The sequence below is a fragment of the Kordiimonas marina genome, assembly GCF_023006325.1.
In the GTDB taxonomy this organism is placed as follows: domain Bacteria; phylum Pseudomonadota; class Alphaproteobacteria; order Sphingomonadales; family Kordiimonadaceae; genus Kordiimonas; species Kordiimonas marina.
In genome coordinates this window covers 207,807-225,535 of sequence record NZ_JAINDF010000006.1, presented here as the reverse complement: position 1 = coordinate 225,535, position 17,729 = coordinate 207,807, and the positions used below count along the sequence as shown (strand labels likewise).

The following is a 17,729-nucleotide window of genomic DNA, read 5'->3' as shown; positions in this document are numbered from 1 at the left end:
TTCTAATCCCCAGCTTCCGGAATATTTTTCAGAACAGCCTGCAAATCCGCCACCGACATCCAGCTATCGTTTTTGTCGCTGGTATATTCGAAGCCTTCGGGCATCGCCGGGTACCCATCGGATGAATGAGGTTCCCGATCCCAGAAGCTCCAATCCGGATCGATAACAAACCGGTCGTCCATATCGAAAGTACGCGGAGCGCTATGCTCGGTAATCATGATTTCATGAAGCTTTTCACCGGGACGAATACCGACATGGCGCGCCTCGATCCCCGGCGCCATCGCTTCGACCAGATCGACGATGCGCATGGACGGAATCTTAGGTACGAAAATTTCACCGCCCCGCATCGCCGGCAAACATGACATGGTAAAGGCGACCGCCTGTTCCAGCGTGATCCAGAAACGGGTCATCCTGGGGTCCGTAACAGGAAGGAAGTCAGACCCTTCCTTCAGAAGCTTGCGGAAAAAGGGGATAACGCTGCCACGCGAGCCAAGGACATTGCCATAGCGCACCACGGCAAAGCGTGTACCTGTTCCTGACGCAAGCGCGTTGGCCGCCACGAAAATCTTATCGGACGCCAGTTTGCTGGCGCCATACAGGTTGATCGGGTTGACGGCTTTATCAGTCGAGAGCGCGATAACCTGTTTCACGCCCGCCCGGATGGAGGCCTGTACGATATTCTCAGCCCCGATCACATTGGTACGGATACATTCAAACGGGTTATATTCGGCGAGAGGCACCTGCTTTTGAGCAGCCGCATGGATTACGATGTCAACACCGCGCATCGCCATAACCAACCGGTCCTGGTCCCGAACGTCGCCGATGAAGAAACGGACCAGTTGGAGCTGCTCCTCAGTCAGCATATTCTGGAGCAGATAATGATTATATTCGCCACGGGCGAAGACAATAACCTTGCGGGGTTTATGATTGGCCAGAATGTGCTTCAACATCATTTTGCCGAACGACCCGGTCCCGCCGGTAATCAAAATGGACTTACCGGTCAGATCCGTGTCTGAGCAGTCAAAGCTTGAAATCGTCATCGGGTTTTCCTTCCCCATGGGCCTCACGCAACAAGATTGCGCTCAGCCTATCATCGCCCACACACCGTTCAAAGAACTTCTTCATATTTTATAGTGTGTTAGTCGTGGCGACCAATCCTTATTCCATAGCGAACAACAGGCGCGCCAAAGACCGAGGCAGCGCCCAGCGATGGCCTGACCGATGTCTCATCCACTTCCCTGAGGCTCACAGAAGCCCGTATGAAATAGAGATCGTCAACCTCCTGGCAGGTAACCATACCGAGACCGGCCGCATCTGTACGCGCCATTTCGAGGCGGACAAAATGGCGATCGTCACCAAGTTCAAGATACCCCCCCGTCATACCCTGGGCAGTCTGTGCGGTCACAAGCCGTGAGACATGGCGGCCATGATCGAACACCACCAGCTTGCCATTCTTAAACAGGGTATGTTTCTCAGGAAGTTCTCCGCCATTATGGCAGCTCATATACAGGCTGTTCTTGTCGAAAGTCTGCGGATTGAGCGTAATGTGGCCAAGGCGCAGCACCCCATCCACGGGGCAATCCCACAGGGATGCATACAGGACTTCAAGCCGGCTCTCATCCACATAAAAGCGGACCTTTTTCTCGAGCGGACCTTTGGCACTGGGTACAGAAGCCGTAACCTCAACAGCCCGTGGGCCTGGAAGCCAGCGCCATTCAGGCACACAGTGCGCGAGGTCAGTGACCTTATGGCTGTTATGCGGTTCAAAGACCAGATGGCCGCTATAGAAGTCGGCGCCATACAGAATATCCTTGAAGAAACCGTGCGCCAGCGTGCCAACCACGCCTTCAGGCCCAGGGGACCCATGAACCTGTTGCTTGACCGGGCCATACCCGAAAGACTGGACCGCCAGCCCCCGGAACAGCTTGAGCATCAGATGTTGGGTCGGCGTTTCGATGCTCAGATAGCGCTTCGTAATCGTGACCTTAATGTCATCCGGAAGCGGCGCTTCAGTGGCATCGACTTCGGCCGCAGCCTCCAGGGTGGGGGCCGCCTCCATGGCCTTGCGCCACCTTTTCTCGGTTATATGGGTCCTGAGGTCGCTGGCCCAGGCGCGGCATAAGCTGCGCCAGGTCTCTTCATCCTGCACACCACGCGCCATAAGCGCTTCATAGCGGCGCCAGCAATTGGTATTGAGGCTGAGGTCGTCGCGTCCCGTCACCCCCCAGCGGACGAGGTTATATTTCCGCTGCTTCTTCACGGGCACCGGCACGGCGGCACTTTCCAGATGAAGAAGCGGCCCGTCCTGATCCACCAATGGGATCACCGATGACGGCAGGCATAGCTCTACATCATCGCTTTTCTTGAGCGCCGTGAGCAAAAGCGCAATCCGGTCGAATTCCGAAATGGTTCCCGCCTGCGCGGCTTCGCTTTCAAACCGGCCAGGCCTGAAGTCGAATATTTCCGCGTCGCTGGTATAGATCGGCATTGCGGTGGCCCCGCCTCCCAGCTGACCGGACAGAAACTCAACATAATCTTCCGGGTCGATTTCGCCATGAGCATAGCGCTGGAACTTCTGGAACGACATGGCATCGGACCAGACCACCGGCATGACTGTGCCATCCGCCCCTTCGATCCGCTGCGGTGACAGCGACCATTCGGCGGGCCATTCCCGGTGATGGCTCGCGGGTTCTGCCCAATCCATCATCAGCGCCTTAAAGCCCATTTCATGATAAATCGGCACGAGCCCGGGGGCATAGGCTTGCTCATTCAGAAGCGCGATTTCCGGCCGTACGCCTAAGATGCGTTCATAGTCAGCAAGGCCGTAAGCTAGGTTCCTGCGGGTGACCTCAGGTGGCACAAGCGGGGCAATCATCTGTGTATAGCCGCTGGCGATCAGTTCCGCGGCCCCTTCCTGCAACAGCTCCCTGAACCGGCCGACCCAAGCTGGCGAATGGTCGCCAATCGCCCTCAGGGTATAGCCCGTCATTTCAATGCCGATGGGAAAGCCCTGCTCCGCCAGGTGCAACAGTGGCCAATAACAGCGCTCAATAACGATGGGCCTGTCCTCCTCCTCTATCGAGGAGAAAGCCAGATTGAGATGAAAAGCCGTATAAAGTGCGGGTTTGGTCATTGCGGCCGATCTTAGCGGTCTATTTCTGAGTTTCTACAACAAACTTAATCATTGCAGCACAGGCTTCCGCCCGCTCTGTCGCTTCTTCATAGCTCGCGCCTTCGGCCATAACGGTACCGGCTCGTGCCCCGTGACTTTCGATCCGGGGCTGCATATCCCCAGCCTTACGGTAAATCATCAGTTCATGCACATAAGGCAGCGCCGCGACTTCGTCACCGCCTGAAACTGCGACTACGCGCCCTGCTGGCGGGAAGAAATAGCGCACCCCCAAATAGGCCATGCGTTTCGGAACCAACCGTTCGGGGGCAACCTCGTCCCCCAGGCAGAGATCCATCACGGCACCCACAAGGTCCACGCCGTAAGCGAAGGGAATATGGTGTGTGGCGAGATAATTGCCTGACAAGCGTCCCGCCAGTTCGATAATCGCCGGTTCACCGGCATCATCCAGCACGATGTCCGCTTTGACCACACCCCAATGAAGCCCCATGGCCTTGGCGCCGGCTTCGATAACGGCGCGGATTTTTTCCTGCATATCTCCGCCAAAGCGGGACGGCAGCGTCCCGCCATCTTCGACGATATAAGGCTTGGTAAGCGGCAGGTTCGAATAATTCCGGTCAGCAAAAGCAACCGCATGATAGCGGCCACCAATGAACATGCCTTCGACCGACAGCTGCGGACCACCATAATAGGCCTCCAACAAAAGAAGGCCGCTACCGCACGCCGACATGGCATGATCAAAGGCCCAAGCCAGGTCCATTTCCGCTTCGAGATAGAGCACGCCCTTGGCACCGCGTCCGTCCGATGGCTTCAAGATCATCGGGAAGGACCGCTTACCGGCCTCGGCCTCAAGCTCGGCAAGCGTCCTGATTTCGCAAAATGCGGGTGTCGCCACACCTGCGGCCTGGAAGGCGCGTTTCATCTCCGCCTTGTTGGTCAGCCGCGCGACTGCTTCTGAGGGAGCTCCTGGTACGCCGAGCATCTCAGCCACCTTGGCAACTGTATAGGGAACATCGTTCGCGATGGTCATGACGCCATCGATTTTATGGGTCTTGGCAAAAGCACCGACCACAGCGCATGTTTCATCCACATCGCGGGTGCTGGCGATCAGGCGCACATCGGCAAATTCGAACGCCGGGGCCTCGGGGTCCATGTCCGTGCCGACCACGGTCAGCCCCTTCGACTTGGCAAGCTTATAGGCCTCCGCCTGCTCCATCCCAGCCCCGATAATCAACAATGTTTTCATAAATTTACCTATCGCTGTCCGGCATCACACCATTACCCTAAACAATCTTCCCACGACACTGTACATTCGTACCGAAGTTTGTATGTTCCTTCTAACCAGCAAACACGCCTACATGGCACATGACTTGCTTATACGATAAGCAATTTTTGCACCACATCGGTAACCGAGGGTTAAATGTATAAAAATTACCGCCTAGTCCGCGAAATCATGGATCCTGCCTACGTCAAATCGATCGGGGCAGACACCTTGCCCGACTTTTGTGCCGAGTTGAGGCAGGAACTGATCGAGATCATTTCCAAAACCGGCGGGCATATCGGCGTCAACCTCGGCGTGATCGAGCTGACAACGGCGCTCTACCATGTTTTCGATTTCCCGGAAGATTCGCTGGTATGGGATATCGGCCACCAGGTTTACGTGCAGAAAATGCTGACAGAACGCCTGCCGCTCCTGCGGGAAATCCGCGTGAACGGCGGTGCCCCGGGCTATGCTTTCCGTCCTGAAAGCCCTTATGAGGCTGTGACGTCCAGCCACGCCGGTGCCGCGCTTTCGCTTGCGCTGGGGGCGGCGAAAGCTTTCGAGCTTCAGGGCAAATCCAACATCAGCGTTGCCGTCATCGGCGATGGCTCCTTCGTTGAAGGCTCGAACCAGGAAGCCCTGAACCACCTGGCCGTCGACAAGGGCCGCCTCCTCTATGTCCTGAATGACAATGAGATGGCGCTCGATGAGAACTTCGGTGGCTGGCACGAGCATTTCAAGAAAATCACTCGCGATCCCAACGCGGCCAACATCTTCAAGGAACTGGGCCTGCGCTATGAAGGCCCCATTGACGGCCATGATATCGGCGCCCTTATTGCCAAGCTGAATGAGATCAAAGACACGCTTGAAGGCCCCACCGTCCTCCATGTCAAAACCGTGAAGGGCAAAGGTCTTGAAACTATGGCCGAGAAGAGCCCGGTGCGCATCCACTGGAACTTCCCGTTCGATACCGGCACGCTGGAGAACACCGAAGGGCCGAAGTCCAAATCGCACGCCGCTGTCTTCGCCGAAACCATGCATGAGGTTCTGGAAGAGGACAAAGACGTCTTTGTCGTCACCCCCGCCACGCTGCAAAATACCGGCATCTATGGCCTTTCTCGTAAATATCCGGAGCGGGTCCTTGATGTCGGCATGGCCGAACAGCACGCTGTTACCTTCGGCGGCGGCCTCGCGCTTCGCGGCGTCAAACCCATCGTTTGTTTCGAAGCGACCTTCCTGCAGCTCACCTATGACCAGATCGTCCATGACCTGTGCATTTCCGACCTGCCGGTCATGATGGTTGCGGCGCGCTCGGGCCATACCGGGCTCGACCATGTCACGCACCACGCCATGCTCGACCTTTCCTACCTGCGTGCGGTCCCGAACCTGCGCATCGTCTACCCCGCGACCCAGGCAGACCTTGCCGAGTGCGTGAAGACGGAAGTCGCCAACCTCGCACATCCGACGCTGGTCCTGTTCCCCTATGGCGGCATTATCGACGACCCGGATGGCGACGTCGTAATCGACCGTAAGCTTGCGGGCTTCACCCCGTCGGCTGACACGCTGATCCTGTCGGTCGGGATGCAGAACCGCTATGGCCAACTGGCGCAAGCCGCGCTTGAGAAAGACCACGGCATCAAAGCAGATCATATCTGCCTGACCGAAGTGTCGGACTTGAACGAGGCAATCGTTGCGCTTCTGCCCCAGTACGGCCATGTGGTGACGCTGGAAGAGAACGTCCTGCCGGGCGGCATCGGCGCCGCGGTTCTTGAAGCCTGCAACGCCCTTGAAGGCACCGCCCCTGCCGTTCAACGGTTCGGGTTCCCGAAACAGTTTATCGAGCATGGCACGCGGGATTATATCTACCGTCAATATGGCCTCGACACCGACAGCGTTTGCGCGAAAATCGCCAAAACGCTCAAGGGGTAACAAACATGACGCTGATGAAAGCCGCCAAACTGGTCGCCCCCCGCCGTTTCGAAATCATCGACGCCGAAGTCCCCACACCTACGGGCAATGACGTCTTGATCAAAGTGCGTGCCTGCGGCATCTGCTCGTCAGAAGCGCCGGTTTTTGACGGCTCGGTCATCGGCACCGCGGGCGTTTCCTTCCGCTATACCGACTTTCCGGCCGACCTTGGCCATGAAGTGGTCGGAACGGTTGAAGCCGTCGGTCCGGACGTCACGGCTTTCAAGGAAGGCGACAAGGTTACGGGCCTGACCTACAGCGGTTGCGGCTTCGCGGACTATTTTCTTGAAAAAGATACCATGCTGGTCAAGGTGCCGGACGCCTACAAGGGAGACCTTTCGCTCGCGATCGGGGAACCCTTGATGGCAACGATGAATATCATCCGCCAGACCCAGCCTGACTATGGCGATACGGTTCTCGTGGTCGGCGACGGCTATATGAGCCTGCTGCTCATTGCCGCCCTCGCCCGCGTGCCACTCGCGCAGCTTATTGTCGTCGGCCACCACGATGACCGTCTGGCCATGGCCTCATCCTTCGGCGCGACAGCCGTGATCAACGGCAAGAAAACCGACGCCTGGAAAGAGATCATGGCACTGACGGGTAATGTCGGCGTTCAGGTGGCGGTGGAATATGCCGGTACCGCCAGCAGCCTTCAGCTCGCCGCCAGCGTTTGCCAGGCCAAAGTACGGGCGAAGCTTGTGCTGGCCGCCGCCTATTCGAACGACATGCCGCTGATGATCGGCAACTATTTGCAGAACCGTGCGCCAGTGCTGATCCCGGCATATCCGAACCAGTCGCTCGATAAACGGCATGACCTGGAACGGGCAATGTGGGCGCTCGGCGAAGGTATTTTCCCGGTCGAGAAGCTGATCACACACCGCTTCGCCCTCGCCGATGTCGGCAAGGGCTATGAGCAGAGCGCGGCGCGCACGGAAGGCTATATCAAGGGCATTGTCGAGCCCTGATGCTCCTTAGCCGATAATGTCGGCGGTAATTGTCTCCAGGGCAGCTTTGTCAAACTCCACCGGATGCTGCTTGAGCGGGCGGAACTTGAATTCCAGAATATTCTGGACCAGCAAGTCCCTGAGACCTTCGCACTTCTCATCCCCCAGAATGTCCCGCACGGTTTTGTTTAGTCCAACGCGGGTCATCAGGGCTTCCAGGGCGTCGACAAAGGCCATCGCTTCCGCTTCTTCAGTCGCGAGCGCCTCACCGCCCATGACGTCCCGCCACAGACGCGCGAGCGACGCAGAAGCCGCCGGGAGCGAATGCCGGAGCACCGGCACCGTGCTGATGGCAACACCAAGACCGTGCGGAATATGGGTCAGCGCGCCGAGCGGTTCCGCAATCGCATGCGCCGTCGTGGTGCCACGGTGCGAAATCGCCATCCCGGCAAGGCTGGCCGCAAAGGCCATCTGTTGCCGCGCTTCCAGGTTCTTGCCGTCCTCATAGGCGACCGGCAGCCACTCAAGGATCAGCTTCATGGCCTGGATGCCGAATAGCTCGGCCATCGGCGCGACTTTGGACACGTTGATGGTGGCTTCAAGCGCATGGGCGAATGCGTCCATGCCGGTTGAAGCGGTCAAGGCGGGCGGCATCCCAGCGGTGAAGACCGGGTCAACCAACGCCACTTTCGGGAAAATTGCAGGTTCCTGAACCGTGCCTTTCTGCTTGGTATCCGTCTTGGTCAGGACAGCATAGGGCGTGACTTCCGAGCCCGTCCCCGACGTTGTCGGAACTGCGATAACCGGCAGAACCGGCGCTTTCAGGGGAAGCGGCGGCCGGTTCGATAGGTTGGCATACATCCAGATCCCGGCTTCCTGCGTCAGCGAAATGGCGAAAGCTTTGGCAAGGTCCACGGCACTGCCGCCGCCGATGCCAACAACACAGTCCGGGGCTTCAGCCTTCAACTCGGCCGTGGCGGCATCGATAAAATCACACGTCGGCTCAGGGTCCTTCTGGGCAAAACGGACGGGCGACAGGCCAGCAACTTCGAGGTCCGCGATCACCGGATTGGCGAAAGCTTCCAGATCAGCCGAATAGACGACCAGAGGCTTAGAGCCGTACAGCTTGCAAAGGTCGGCCAAGCGGCCCGCGGCCCCTTCTTCGACAAAAACCTGGGTGGGTTGAAAAAATCCGAACGCTTGTACCACTTCGATACCCCTTGAATTAGAAATATAGTCCACCGTTGACATTGAGCGTCTGGCCGGTGACATAGCTGGACCGGTCGCTCGCCAGGAAAACGGCGGCTTCGGCAATCTCAGCTGTTGTTCCCATGCGCTTCAGAAGCACGCTTTCCGCTGCGGCTTTTACCGCCGGGTTACTCATCGCGCCCGCCGCCATCTCAGAGGCCACAAGCCCTGCCGCCAGCGTATTGCTGCGGATATTGTCAGGTGCCAGGAAGCGCGCAATCACCTGGGACAGTGAAATCAGACCAGCCTTCGACGCAGCATAATGCGCTGTGCGCGGCCCGCCATACTGGCCCGAGACCGATCCCATCTGGATAACACTGCCAGCGGGTGACTTGCGCAAGAAGGGCAAGGCTTCCTGGGTGACCACGAACGGCCCCTTCAGGTTGACCGCCATGATGTCGTCCCAGTCTTCATCGGTTATGGCATCGAAATCCGTCGGCTTGTTGATGCCCGCGTTATTGACGAGCACATCGATCCGTCCTTCGGCCTGACCGACAGCTTCAAGCGCCTTTTTCACCGACGCCCGGTCTCTAACGTCCGCCCGGATCGCCCGGTCAGATGCAAGGCCTGCGGCCTGGCAGGTTTCAACGGCGGCTGCATCATTGCTGGCGTAGGTAAAATAAACCTTGGCGCCTTCGCGAACGAACGCTTCAACAACGGCACGGCCAATACCCCGGCTGCCGCCCGTTACCAGCGCAACCTTATCCTTAAGTTCCATGGGATTAATCCTTCAGAAGTGCGCGGCAAGCAGCGGCCACATCATCCGCCGCGATCCCGAGAGCCGCGGGCAAGTTCGTGTGTTCGCCCGATTTCCCGAACCGGTCCTGCACACCCACGAAGCGCACACGCGCCGGATGGTGGGCTGCCAGACATTCGGCGACAGCGCCGCCAAGGCCACCGATGACGTTATGGTCCTCGGCGGTGACGATCCCTTTGGTTTCCCGCGCGGCGGCAACCAGCTCATCGGTATCGATGGGTTTGATCGACGCCATATTGACGACGCGGACGGAAATATTTTCAGCCGCCAGCGCCTCAGCAGCCTTCAGCGCACGGGCCACCATCACCCCGGTCGCAACGACAGTGACATCGCTGCCTTCCCTGAGGCGCTTGGCTTTGCCGATCCTGAACGGTGCCGCGCTATCGGTCACCACCGGCGTCGGACTACGGCCGATACGCATATAGACCGGGCCGTCATGATCGAGGATCGCCTCAAAGGCCTGCATGAATTCATTGGCGTCAGCCGGGCTGATAACGGTCACACCCGGCACGGCCCGCATGGTTGCCAGGTCCTCCAGCATCTGGGCCGTGGCCCCGTCCGGCCCGACATCGAGGCCGATGTGGGAACAGCAGAGTTTTACGTTGCGGTTCGGGTAGGCAATGGCCGTACGGAACTGTTCGTGCGCGCGCATGGTGCCAAAAGCCGCGAAGGTGGAAACCACGGGGATAAGCCCGGTGTCCGCCATGCCGCCTGCGGCCGCCATCATATTCTGTTCGGCGATCCCGAACTGGACGACCCTGTCAGGGTGCGCAGCCACCAAGGGCTTGGCGCCCGTGCCGCCCGCAACGTCAGCGTCCAGAAGCACCCAGTCCTTGCGCTCATCAGCCATATGAACCAGCACGCGGCCGAAGGCGTCACGTACCGAAACCTCTGCCCCCATGGGCCAAAACTCAAGATCGGTCATCAAGCGTCCTCCAGCTCAGACAAGGCATTGGCGAGTTCTTCGTCGCTCATGGTGACACTGCCGTGCCAGTAAAGAACATTCTCCATGAAGCTGACACCCTTGCCCTTGACCGTATCGGCGACGATGAACGTGGGCTTTCCCTTGGTCGCGCGGGCTTCCGCCAGTGCCGCCTTCAGTGCCCCGATATCGTGACCATCGAGCTCAATGACATGCCAGCCGAACGGCGCCACCTTGGCCGCGACATCGCCGAGGTCCAACTGGGTCTCAACCGGGGCATCGCCCTGCAGTTTGTTGGCGTCATAGATAGCGACGAGATTGTCCATCTTCTTGAAGCCCGCGGACATGATGGCTTCCCAGCTATTGCCTTCCTGCATGTCGCCGTCTCCGACGATGACATAGGTGCGGAAATCCAGCCCCTGCAGCTTGGCGCCGATGGCCATGCCGAGGCCCTGGCTCAAGCCCATGCCGAGCGAGCCGGACGGTGCGTCAACACCAGGGATACGGACATCCGGGTGACCTTCCATGAAGCCTTCAAGTTTCCTGAGCTTCAGCGCCTCTTCCATCGGGAAGAAGCCTTTCATCGCCAGCGCTATATAAAGCGCCGGGCAAGCATGGCCTTTCGACAGCACGAAGCGGTCACGCCCTGGCGCGTCCGGCTTGGCGGGGTCGACATTCATTTCATCGAAATAGAGGACGGCCAGCATATCGGCGATCGACAGGCTGCCACCGGGGTGGCCGGAGCGCGCGGCATGGACCGCTTTGACGGCGCCTGCCCGGATGTCCCGCGCCCGCTGTTCCAGATCAGTCATTGTTACGTGTCTTTCATTTCTTTTTACACACGAGAAGAGTGTTCGTGCCGAGAGGACTGTCGGGGATAACCACCCGTCCCTGCTTAATACCAATCGTCTGCACGACGTCAAAGCGCGTTTGACATAATTCCTGAATTTGCTTGAGGCTATATTCACGGACATGTTCCGCATTCACCGGAATATGGCCAAGGGAATTCTGCGGCGTCGACAGGATGAATGTGCCGCCCGGCTTCAGGACCCGGCATATTTCTGCGAGATACGCCTGATCATCCACATGCTCGACCGTTTCCATGCTGACCACAGCATCGAAGCTGGCATCTTCAAGGGCAAGCTTGGTCACATCGAGGACGCGAAAGTCAGGCGCGTTCTTCATGCCCTTGGACCGGCCTTGCGCCGTGACAACGATCTCAGGGTCCAGGTCCCCACCCACGACCTCATAACCGTTTTCGGCCATCAGGCGGCTGCCGTATCCGTCACCGCAGGCGATGTCGAGCACCCGGCCGCTGCCAGGTAAATATTTCAGCGCTTCCTGATAATGCCAGGTCAACTGATTGCCGACTTCCAAGGCCTTATCGGTAACATCCATGCGCGGAATGAAATATACGGTTTCGGCCTGGGCCCGGGCTTGGCGGAGGTAATCATCCGAGACATCCGGCGCTGGGAAGTGCCTGCATGTGAAATGCTCAGGGTCGGCGAACATGGCGTATTTGGGATGGACCTGAAACGCGCCATCCGGTGCTGTCGCCAAGAGCCGCCGCAAGGCCCCAATCTTGTATATGTCGGCTCCCAACTGGGGCGGGAAATCATCGGGGAACTTGGCGCAATCCCACTTCTCAGCAGAAGCTGCCGCCAACATTTCGAGAACAGCGTCGGTCAATACTGCGAAATGAAGGCCGTCCACACGGACGATATGGTCTTCTTCATTCAGGGCCTCGGTTGCAATGACCAGGCGCCTCAGCGGGCTGTCATCCGCCGCAAAAACAAGCGAGATACGCTCCGCCGGTAAATCGGAAAACAGGGTTGAAAATGGCCCGCCATCATCAAAGGCAGGGGCGGCAATGATGATATTGGTCGAAGGGTCCGCCTCCAGAAACCGTCGTGCTGTGGCCACGACAGCAGGCACACCATCCACGTGGTTCATGCAGAGATCTTGCCCCCCCTGCCATGACCGCGAACTGGCCTGAACTACCACATACTTTCGACTCATCGGCATTATCTCCCATCACCTGGCCGTGTAGCCTGACCCGTCATGGTCAGGCACACCGGCTCCCGCATAATAAGCACCTTTTATGCCAAGAGCTTAGCCTTTTTTCGCAAGGATTATCGCAAGCCTGCCAAGCCCTGCCGAAGCCAGTGCCTTATAAAGGGCACGGCGCGCCTCTGGCTCGTGGCGTCCAAGCGTCATGTCAAAATTCTTACGCTGACCGTGCAACTGACGCCCCAAGTCCGGCGCCTTGGTATAATCCTGGCCCATCAGCAGGAAAGCCTCCATCGGGAAGTTGGTCGACCGTGCAAAAGGCAGAAGCCCTGATTGCCGGATCAGCCCCTCAAGGCTTTGAAAATCAAAATAATTCAGGTGATGTTCAGGCACGACCCACCAATCATCAGCCCCGCTTTCAGCACAAAAGGCCTTTTGCAGCGGGTTGAAATCATTAGGGACGGAGACACACATCACCCCACCCGGGATCAGAAGCTCTGTCGCAAGAGATAGCAGTTCCGACGGGTTCGGAATATGTTCCAGCACTTCGCTCATATGGACGAAGGAAAACTGGCCAAGGGAAGCCGCAACATCCCGGTCGAAAGCTGCCGTGATGATTTCAAGGCCGCGCCCCCGGGCAAAATCAGCCGCGACAGGTGAAGGCTCGACCCCCACACAGTCCCAGCCCCGCGCTTTCCCGGCGGCAAGAAAGTCCCCTGGGCCACAGCCGATATCCAGCACACGACGTGCAGCGCCTTCAGGCAAGACAGCCTCGGTTTCCAGGAACCGGTCCGTAAACTCCAATGTCCGCCAATCCAGATCTTCCTGGTTGCGGTTCAGATAATCAGGCTTTTCCGACTGGTAGAAAGCCTGCTCATAGAATTCCTTGAGCTTGGTTTGGTCCGGTAGCGGAACGATATGCTTAAACCCGCAGGTTTCGCACGCGATCACGTCGGCCCCATCCCGGCTGGATACCACGAGGCCCGCATGACGCCCGTAGGCAGCATCATTCCAATCTTTATGATCAGGCATCTTGCTTTCCTCTTTCCGCAATAAGCGCCGCGACCTTCCGGGCAAAATGCTCAGGGGCTTGCTTCAGGCGGTCCGCTAAAGTCAGATCATGCCGGGAATTATCCTCAACAAGCAAGGAAACGGTCCTGTCTACCGCAGCCTCAACATCTTGCACCGCCAGGGACGGGAACATATCGGAGACAACCTTCCATTCATCCGGCTTTGCTGCCCCAATGGCGTCAAACACAACCGTCGGAACACCAGCCTGCTGGCATTCGTAAAAACTGACGCCATAAACACACAGGACGGCATCATATCCGGCGAGCAATTCATTCAGGTTATCCGGCGCCTTTAGCGTACGCCAGCGCGTAAGGGGCACGCCTTCCCCTGGCAAAACCGGCGGATCAGCATAAGGCCCCTGAACCCAATCGATCCGGACATCCTGTGGAATAGCGGCAAGAAGTTTAGCCGGCAGTGTTTCCGACAAGTGCGCCGGGTCGGACCCACCAGTCAGCACCAGCACGGATTTGCCTTCGTGCTTTGCCCGGTATGGTTTCGGCGTCGGCCGAAGGAGAAAACAATCGGGTCCATAAGCCAGCTTATCCCCGAAATGCTTCTGGACGGCTTCAGGGACATGGATGGACGGCATCCAGCACAGGTCGACGAGCCCTGCATGATCCAGAGGGAAATCGATCCCGACCTTCACGGTGGATGCGGGCAGGTTTCGCAGGAGCGTCTCACAATCCGCATCAACCGCTTTCAGGTCGAGGATGACCGAATCGCTTTCGCCAAGCCGCCCTTCTTCACCTGAAAAGTCTTCCACCCACGAATGGGGCAGAAGGGATAAATCTTCGAAATCGACTGGCGTGCCCCGCACCACGACATGAACCTTGGCCCCGAGATAGGTTTGCAGGGACGACGCCGCCACGCAGGTTCGCACCAGATGGCCAAGACCAATATCTGGCCCCGCCTCTGTCAGCAGGGTTACATGCGGCGGCACTTCCTCCGGCCGGCGCTGATGGACGTCGGCATTTATGGCGCGCAGCTCCGGCTCGCTGAGCAAACGGTCTATCACCCACAGGAGGTCGACGGGCTCCTTCTGGTCATGCTGACTGTACCAATCAGCATAGATTTGCTTCATGAACTTGTAGTCCTGCCCCGTATCCACTGAGATACGGTGCCCTATCCGGGCATAGGCAGGGTCATCCTGAAAGAAGGCGATCGACCTGGGTTTCACTTTGCCGGAATGACGGCTGACAGCACCAACATGCTCTCGCTCAAAAGGCTCGGTCGCGGCCATCATCATCTGGTCCCAGAAAGACCGGCGATAAAGGTCGAAACCGCAATGAATGGGAACACCATCATTCTCATGCGCCGCCAACTGAACCAGATCGGCGCTTTCATCTTGCTTCAATGTATTGATAAGTCCTTGCAGGGTCACAGGCTCAATCAGCGGGCTGTCCCCACAGACATAGAGCACCATGTCCGCTTCTTCCCTGCGCACAACGGCATCGACACGGCCCATGAGGTCATTGACGTCACCCTCATGGGCATAGCAGGCGACATCCGCCGCCGCCGCCCATGAGACCAAATCCTGATTATAGGAATCCGCCGTAGTGGCGAGGACCGCCTTATCAAGGCCAGGAACAGCGGCCAACCGGTGGAAAATATGGGCGATTAAAGGCTCGCCCGCGAGCGGCAACAAATGCTTGCGCGGCAGCCGACTTGAATTAAGCCGGGCGCCAACAACAGCGATTACTTTGTTTGCCATTGCTTCCTCACAGCCAGCGTCGGCCGCAAACCGTCCGAAGGATCAGCGCGCCATGGCCTGTCGTCAATCTCCGCCGGGGTGGGTGCCTTGACGCCAGTACCATCAGCCAGAAGGCCACGACGTCCATCCGCAATCACTGCTGCGATTTCGTCCGGCAACCAACAATGGCCCGCGGCATATTCCGCGCCCTCGCCTTCCAGGTCGAGGTGAAACTCAACCATCGGCGCGCCCCAATGAGACGTCGCCCGGCTGACAACAGCGGGGTCACGGCTATGGTCCGACCAACCGACAGGTACGCCCGTTACATCATGGATGGTTTTAATTGCCGCCAGATTGCAGTCCTCAGCCTTTACAGGGTACCCCGACACACAGTGGAGAAGCGTCAGGTCTTTGCCGCCATTTGCCCGGAACACGGTAACGGCATGGCGGATTTCCTCAAGCGTCGCCATCCCCGTGGACAATACCAGAGGCTTGCCCGTGCGCGCACAGGCGGCGATCAGGTCATCCCACGGCAACTCGTAGGAGGCGATTTTATAGAAATCCACATAGGGTTCTAATTCGCCCACCGCATCCAAATAGAAAGGCGTGCAGGAAAACTGTATACCGCTTTCGACGCACGCAGACTTCAAGGCAGGCAGAAAACTGACAGGCAGTTCCCAGTCCTTGCGGCGGCGGTGATCTTCACTTTTCGCAAGTATTTCCGGGGCGAAAAGTTCATCGATACGAAAAAGCTGGAACTTGACGGCATCGCAGCCCACCTCAGCAGCCTTCTGAATGAAGGCCCGGCAACGGTCCTGGTCCCGGGCGTGGTTACTGGAGACTTCGGCGATGAAGAAGGGCGCTACCGGCATACATCAGAGCCCCAGCTTTTCTTTAGCCATTTCCGTAACGGCTTCGAGTGTTTTACCCCATTCCCCTGGCTTCAGGTCCGCGTCGACAAAAGCCCCATCTCGCGCGAAGGGGGCGTGATCCTTACTGCCGAAACTCCACCAGGGGCGGATTGGGTTAATCATGATCGTCGAAACACCTGCCGCCATGGCAAATGTACAAGGCGCACTGGCACCTGCCACAGCCAAGTCACAGTTTTGCATGATCGCGATATTGGCCTCGATATCTTTCTTCAGGTCGACATCTTCAAAATTGTGGATTTCGACACCGAACATCTCCCGGACTTTATCAAGTTCAGCCTGACAATCACCATACTGTACGTTGATAAAGTCCACCTTATCCTTCAAGGCGGCGAAGAGCGGCCCCATATCTTCAATAGACGCATACCCGGCGGCCCGAAGGCCCTCCACGTTGCCGCTCCGCCACGCGAGTGCCACTTTAGGCTTGTCACTGATCTCCTGAAGCCGCTTGGCAAACTTCTTGGAAAGCTTGGGGTCTGCCTTCAGGAAGCCTTCCGGATGCGGTTTGATATCCTCTGTCTTCAGCCATGCAAATTGGGCACAACTTGCAACCGGTACAGAATAATCGACATGAAGCTCACCCTTGGCAATAAGCTGCTCTATCTCAGGGAAGTAGCGGTACCGGTAACCATGGCGAACAACGCCGTTATATCCGCCAACCACCGCATTCGGAAAACGGCGTTGATAAAGCGACACCAAACGAGTGTCACAGCCGATAACCAATTTTTCGGCTTCGTCGTATAGGAACGGCAAATAATTGCCAAACATGATTTCGTCACCGATCCCCTGCTCAGCCGTCACAAACAATGTTTTCCCTGCAAGGCTTTGACCTTTCCAGGCCGGGATTTGGTGCGTGTACTGAAGGTTCTGGGTAATTTTGCGGCGTGGATCGAAACGCGCTTCATAAAGGTCCCAGGCTTCTTTCATTTCCCCCCGGAAGAACAGGTTGATGGAAGCGCCCAAGCGCGGCTCGGGGCTTCCAGGGCTGGCCTTCATTGCCCGCCGATCCATCTCCAGCGCTTCATCAAACCGGTACATACGTTCAAGGTTCTGGGCATAGTTGCTGAGGACTTTGAAGTTATTCGGATCGTGCTTCAGGGCCTCCTGATAGAATACTTCGGATTGTTCGATACCGTCCCGCAACCGGACAACGTTTGCCAGAACGTTCCACAAATCCGCTTCTTCCGGGAAACGGGGAAGAACCGCCTGCAGCAGCTCGATGGCTTCTTCATATTGTTCCGCCCCAAGATAAGCCGTCGCCAAATTGACATAGTTACCCGGGGTGTCAGGGTCCAATGCCACAAGGTGACGGCCGATCTGGATCCCGATATCGTTGAAATCCATGCCAACCGCAAGTTCGAGCATGATGCCCAATATTTCAGGCGTCGGTTCGTGGAAGCGCAGCGCCCGCTCCAGCACCTCGATTGCCTGCTCACGCACCCCCAACTGCACCAATGAGTGCGCAAGGGACGTCAGAATATTGAGGTCATTCGGCGCCATGTCCCAGGCAACCGTCATATGCTTGACCGCCTCAGCCCAATCCCCTTTCCTGCTGGCTTTCACGCCAGCCGTCAGGGCTTTCTGAGCTTTGCGCAGAATTTGGGGGGAAGTTTGCACATGGATACCATGGACATCCTGGCCCTTTTTGATATCGGCTTCACCGCTGTCAGCAACCTTGCTGCCGGTAAGAACACTCTTTTCTCTACCATGCTGGCTAAGCACGTTTTTATGCTTTCGACTCTTGGGCAACCCCATCTCCATCGGCCTTGCTGACAATATAATGCTTATTGGCAATGATT

14 protein-coding genes are annotated in these 17,729 nt (G+C 57.7%); 2 read left to right on the top strand and 12 right to left on the bottom strand.

Features of this window, described 5'->3' with window-relative positions; genetic code table 11:
• Positions 1-2: 2 nt before the first annotated feature.
• From pseB to K6118_RS14615, 3 genes are all read right to left on the bottom strand, one after another.
• The gene (gene pseB / locus K6118_RS14625; protein WP_247121229.1) at positions 3-1,040 is read right to left on the bottom strand and encodes a UDP-N-acetylglucosamine 4,6-dehydratase (inverting); all 1,038 of its coding nucleotides are present in this window, start codon (positions 1,038-1,040) and stop codon (positions 3-5) included.
• Between the two features lie 98 nt (positions 1,041-1,138).
• A complete protein-coding gene (locus K6118_RS14620; protein WP_247121228.1) occupies positions 1,139-3,133 on the bottom strand; it encodes a hypothetical protein in 1,995 nt (664 codons plus the stop codon).
• 19 nt (positions 3,134-3,152) lie between these two features.
• On the bottom strand, positions 3,153-4,376 hold the full coding sequence (locus tag K6118_RS14615) for an ATP-grasp domain-containing protein (protein WP_247121227.1): 1,224 nt from the start codon (positions 4,374-4,376) through the stop codon (positions 3,153-3,155).
• Positions 4,377-4,550: 174 nt separating this feature from the next.
• On the opposite strand from K6118_RS14615, the gene K6118_RS14610 reads away from it, so the two are divergent.
• Positions 4,551-6,320, top strand: coding sequence for a 1-deoxy-D-xylulose-5-phosphate synthase (locus tag K6118_RS14610; protein ID WP_247121226.1), 1,770 nt, complete (start codon positions 4,551-4,553; stop codon positions 6,318-6,320).
• 5 nt (positions 6,321-6,325) lie between these two features.
• On the top strand, positions 6,326-7,324 hold the full coding sequence (locus tag K6118_RS14605; protein ID WP_247121225.1) for a zinc-dependent alcohol dehydrogenase: 999 nt from the start codon (positions 6,326-6,328) through the stop codon (positions 7,322-7,324).
• 6 nt (positions 7,325-7,330) lie between these two features.
• On the opposite strand, the gene K6118_RS14600 is transcribed toward K6118_RS14605, so the two are convergent.
• The 9 genes from K6118_RS14600 to K6118_RS14560 all read right to left on the bottom strand — a co-directional run bounded on the left by K6118_RS14600 (position 7,331) and on the right by K6118_RS14560 (position 17,691).
• Positions 7,331-8,554 (bottom strand): iron-containing alcohol dehydrogenase family protein, encoded by a 1,224-nt coding sequence (locus K6118_RS14600; protein WP_281500818.1) that lies wholly within the window; start codon positions 8,552-8,554, stop codon positions 7,331-7,333.
• Positions 8,529-9,269 carry an SDR family NAD(P)-dependent oxidoreductase gene (locus tag K6118_RS14595; RefSeq protein ID WP_247121223.1) on the bottom strand — a complete coding sequence of 247 codons (741 nt, stop codon included), beginning with the start codon at positions 9,267-9,269 and terminating at the stop codon, positions 8,529-8,531. The genes K6118_RS14600 and K6118_RS14595 overlap by 26 nt, the downstream gene beginning before the upstream one ends.
• A 4-nt stretch (positions 9,270-9,273) precedes the next feature.
• Positions 9,274-10,233 carry a transketolase family protein gene (locus tag K6118_RS14590; RefSeq protein WP_247121222.1) on the bottom strand — a complete coding sequence of 320 codons (960 nt, stop codon included), beginning with the start codon at positions 10,231-10,233 and terminating at the stop codon, positions 9,274-9,276.
• Positions 10,233-11,042 (bottom strand): transketolase, encoded by an 810-nt coding sequence (locus K6118_RS14585; protein WP_247121221.1) that lies wholly within the window; start codon positions 11,040-11,042, stop codon positions 10,233-10,235. Before K6118_RS14585 ends, K6118_RS14590 begins: the two co-directional genes overlap by 1 nt.
• A 13-nt stretch (positions 11,043-11,055) precedes the next feature.
• Positions 11,056-12,183: a class I SAM-dependent methyltransferase gene (locus K6118_RS14580; protein WP_247121220.1), complete on the bottom strand. Its 1,128-nt coding sequence runs from the start codon at positions 12,181-12,183 to the stop codon at positions 11,056-11,058.
• A gap of 159 nt (positions 12,184-12,342) precedes the next feature.
• Positions 12,343-13,272: a class I SAM-dependent methyltransferase gene (locus K6118_RS14575; RefSeq protein ID WP_247121219.1), complete on the bottom strand. Its 930-nt coding sequence runs from the start codon at positions 13,270-13,272 to the stop codon at positions 12,343-12,345.
• A complete protein-coding gene (locus tag K6118_RS14570; RefSeq protein ID WP_247121218.1) occupies positions 13,265-15,022 on the bottom strand; it encodes a cytidylyltransferase domain-containing protein in 1,758 nt (585 codons plus the stop codon). Before K6118_RS14570 ends, K6118_RS14575 begins: the two co-directional genes overlap by 8 nt.
• Positions 15,007-15,873, bottom strand: a complete 867-nt coding sequence (locus K6118_RS14565; RefSeq protein ID WP_247121217.1) for an N-acetylneuraminate synthase family protein — start codon at positions 15,871-15,873, stop codon at positions 15,007-15,009. The genes K6118_RS14570 and K6118_RS14565 overlap by 16 nt, the downstream gene beginning before the upstream one ends.
• Positions 15,874-15,876: 3 nt before the next feature.
• Complete coding sequence (locus tag K6118_RS14560; protein ID WP_247121216.1) at positions 15,877-17,691, bottom strand: tetratricopeptide repeat protein; 1,815 nt, start codon at positions 17,689-17,691, stop codon at positions 15,877-15,879.
• Between the last annotated feature and the right edge of the window lie 38 nt (positions 17,692-17,729).

Excerpts from the sequence above, each read along its gene's own strand:
- K6118_RS14600 (WP_281500818.1), bottom strand. The coding sequence starts at position 8,554 with ATGTCAACGGTGGACTATATTTCTAATTCAAGGGGTATCGAAGTGGTA.
- K6118_RS14585 (WP_247121221.1), bottom strand. The coding sequence starts at position 11,042 with ATGACTGATCTGGAACAGCGGGCGCGGGACATCCGGGCAGGCGCCGTC.
- K6118_RS14605 (WP_247121225.1), top strand. The coding sequence starts at position 6,326 with ATGACGCTGATGAAAGCCGCCAAACTGGTCGCCCCCCGCCGTTTCGAA.
- K6118_RS14595 (WP_247121223.1), bottom strand. The coding sequence starts at position 9,269 with ATGGAACTTAAGGATAAGGTTGCGCTGGTAACGGGCGGCAGCCGGGGT.
- K6118_RS14565 (WP_247121217.1), bottom strand. The coding sequence starts at position 15,873 with ATGCCGGTAGCGCCCTTCTTCATCGCCGAAGTCTCCAGTAACCACGCC.
- K6118_RS14575 (WP_247121219.1), bottom strand. The coding sequence starts at position 13,272 with ATGCCTGATCATAAAGATTGGAATGATGCTGCCTACGGGCGTCATGCG.
- K6118_RS14570 (WP_247121218.1), bottom strand. The coding sequence starts at position 15,022 with ATGGCAAACAAAGTAATCGCTGTTGTTGGCGCCCGGCTTAATTCAAGT.
- K6118_RS14580 (WP_247121220.1), bottom strand. The coding sequence starts at position 12,183 with ATGAACCACGTGGATGGTGTGCCTGCTGTCGTGGCCACAGCACGACGG.
- K6118_RS14620 (WP_247121228.1), bottom strand. The coding sequence starts at position 3,133 with ATGACCAAACCCGCACTTTATACGGCTTTTCATCTCAATCTGGCTTTC.
- K6118_RS14615 (WP_247121227.1), bottom strand. The coding sequence starts at position 4,376 with ATGAAAACATTGTTGATTATCGGGGCTGGGATGGAGCAGGCGGAGGCC.
- K6118_RS14610 (WP_247121226.1), top strand. The coding sequence starts at position 4,551 with ATGTATAAAAATTACCGCCTAGTCCGCGAAATCATGGATCCTGCCTAC.
- K6118_RS14590 (WP_247121222.1), bottom strand. The coding sequence starts at position 10,233 with ATGACCGATCTTGAGTTTTGGCCCATGGGGGCAGAGGTTTCGGTACGT.
- K6118_RS14560 (WP_247121216.1), bottom strand. The coding sequence starts at position 17,691 with ATGGAGATGGGGTTGCCCAAGAGTCGAAAGCATAAAAACGTGCTTAGC.
- pseB (WP_247121229.1), bottom strand. The coding sequence starts at position 1,040 with ATGACGATTTCAAGCTTTGACTGCTCAGACACGGATCTGACCGGTAAG.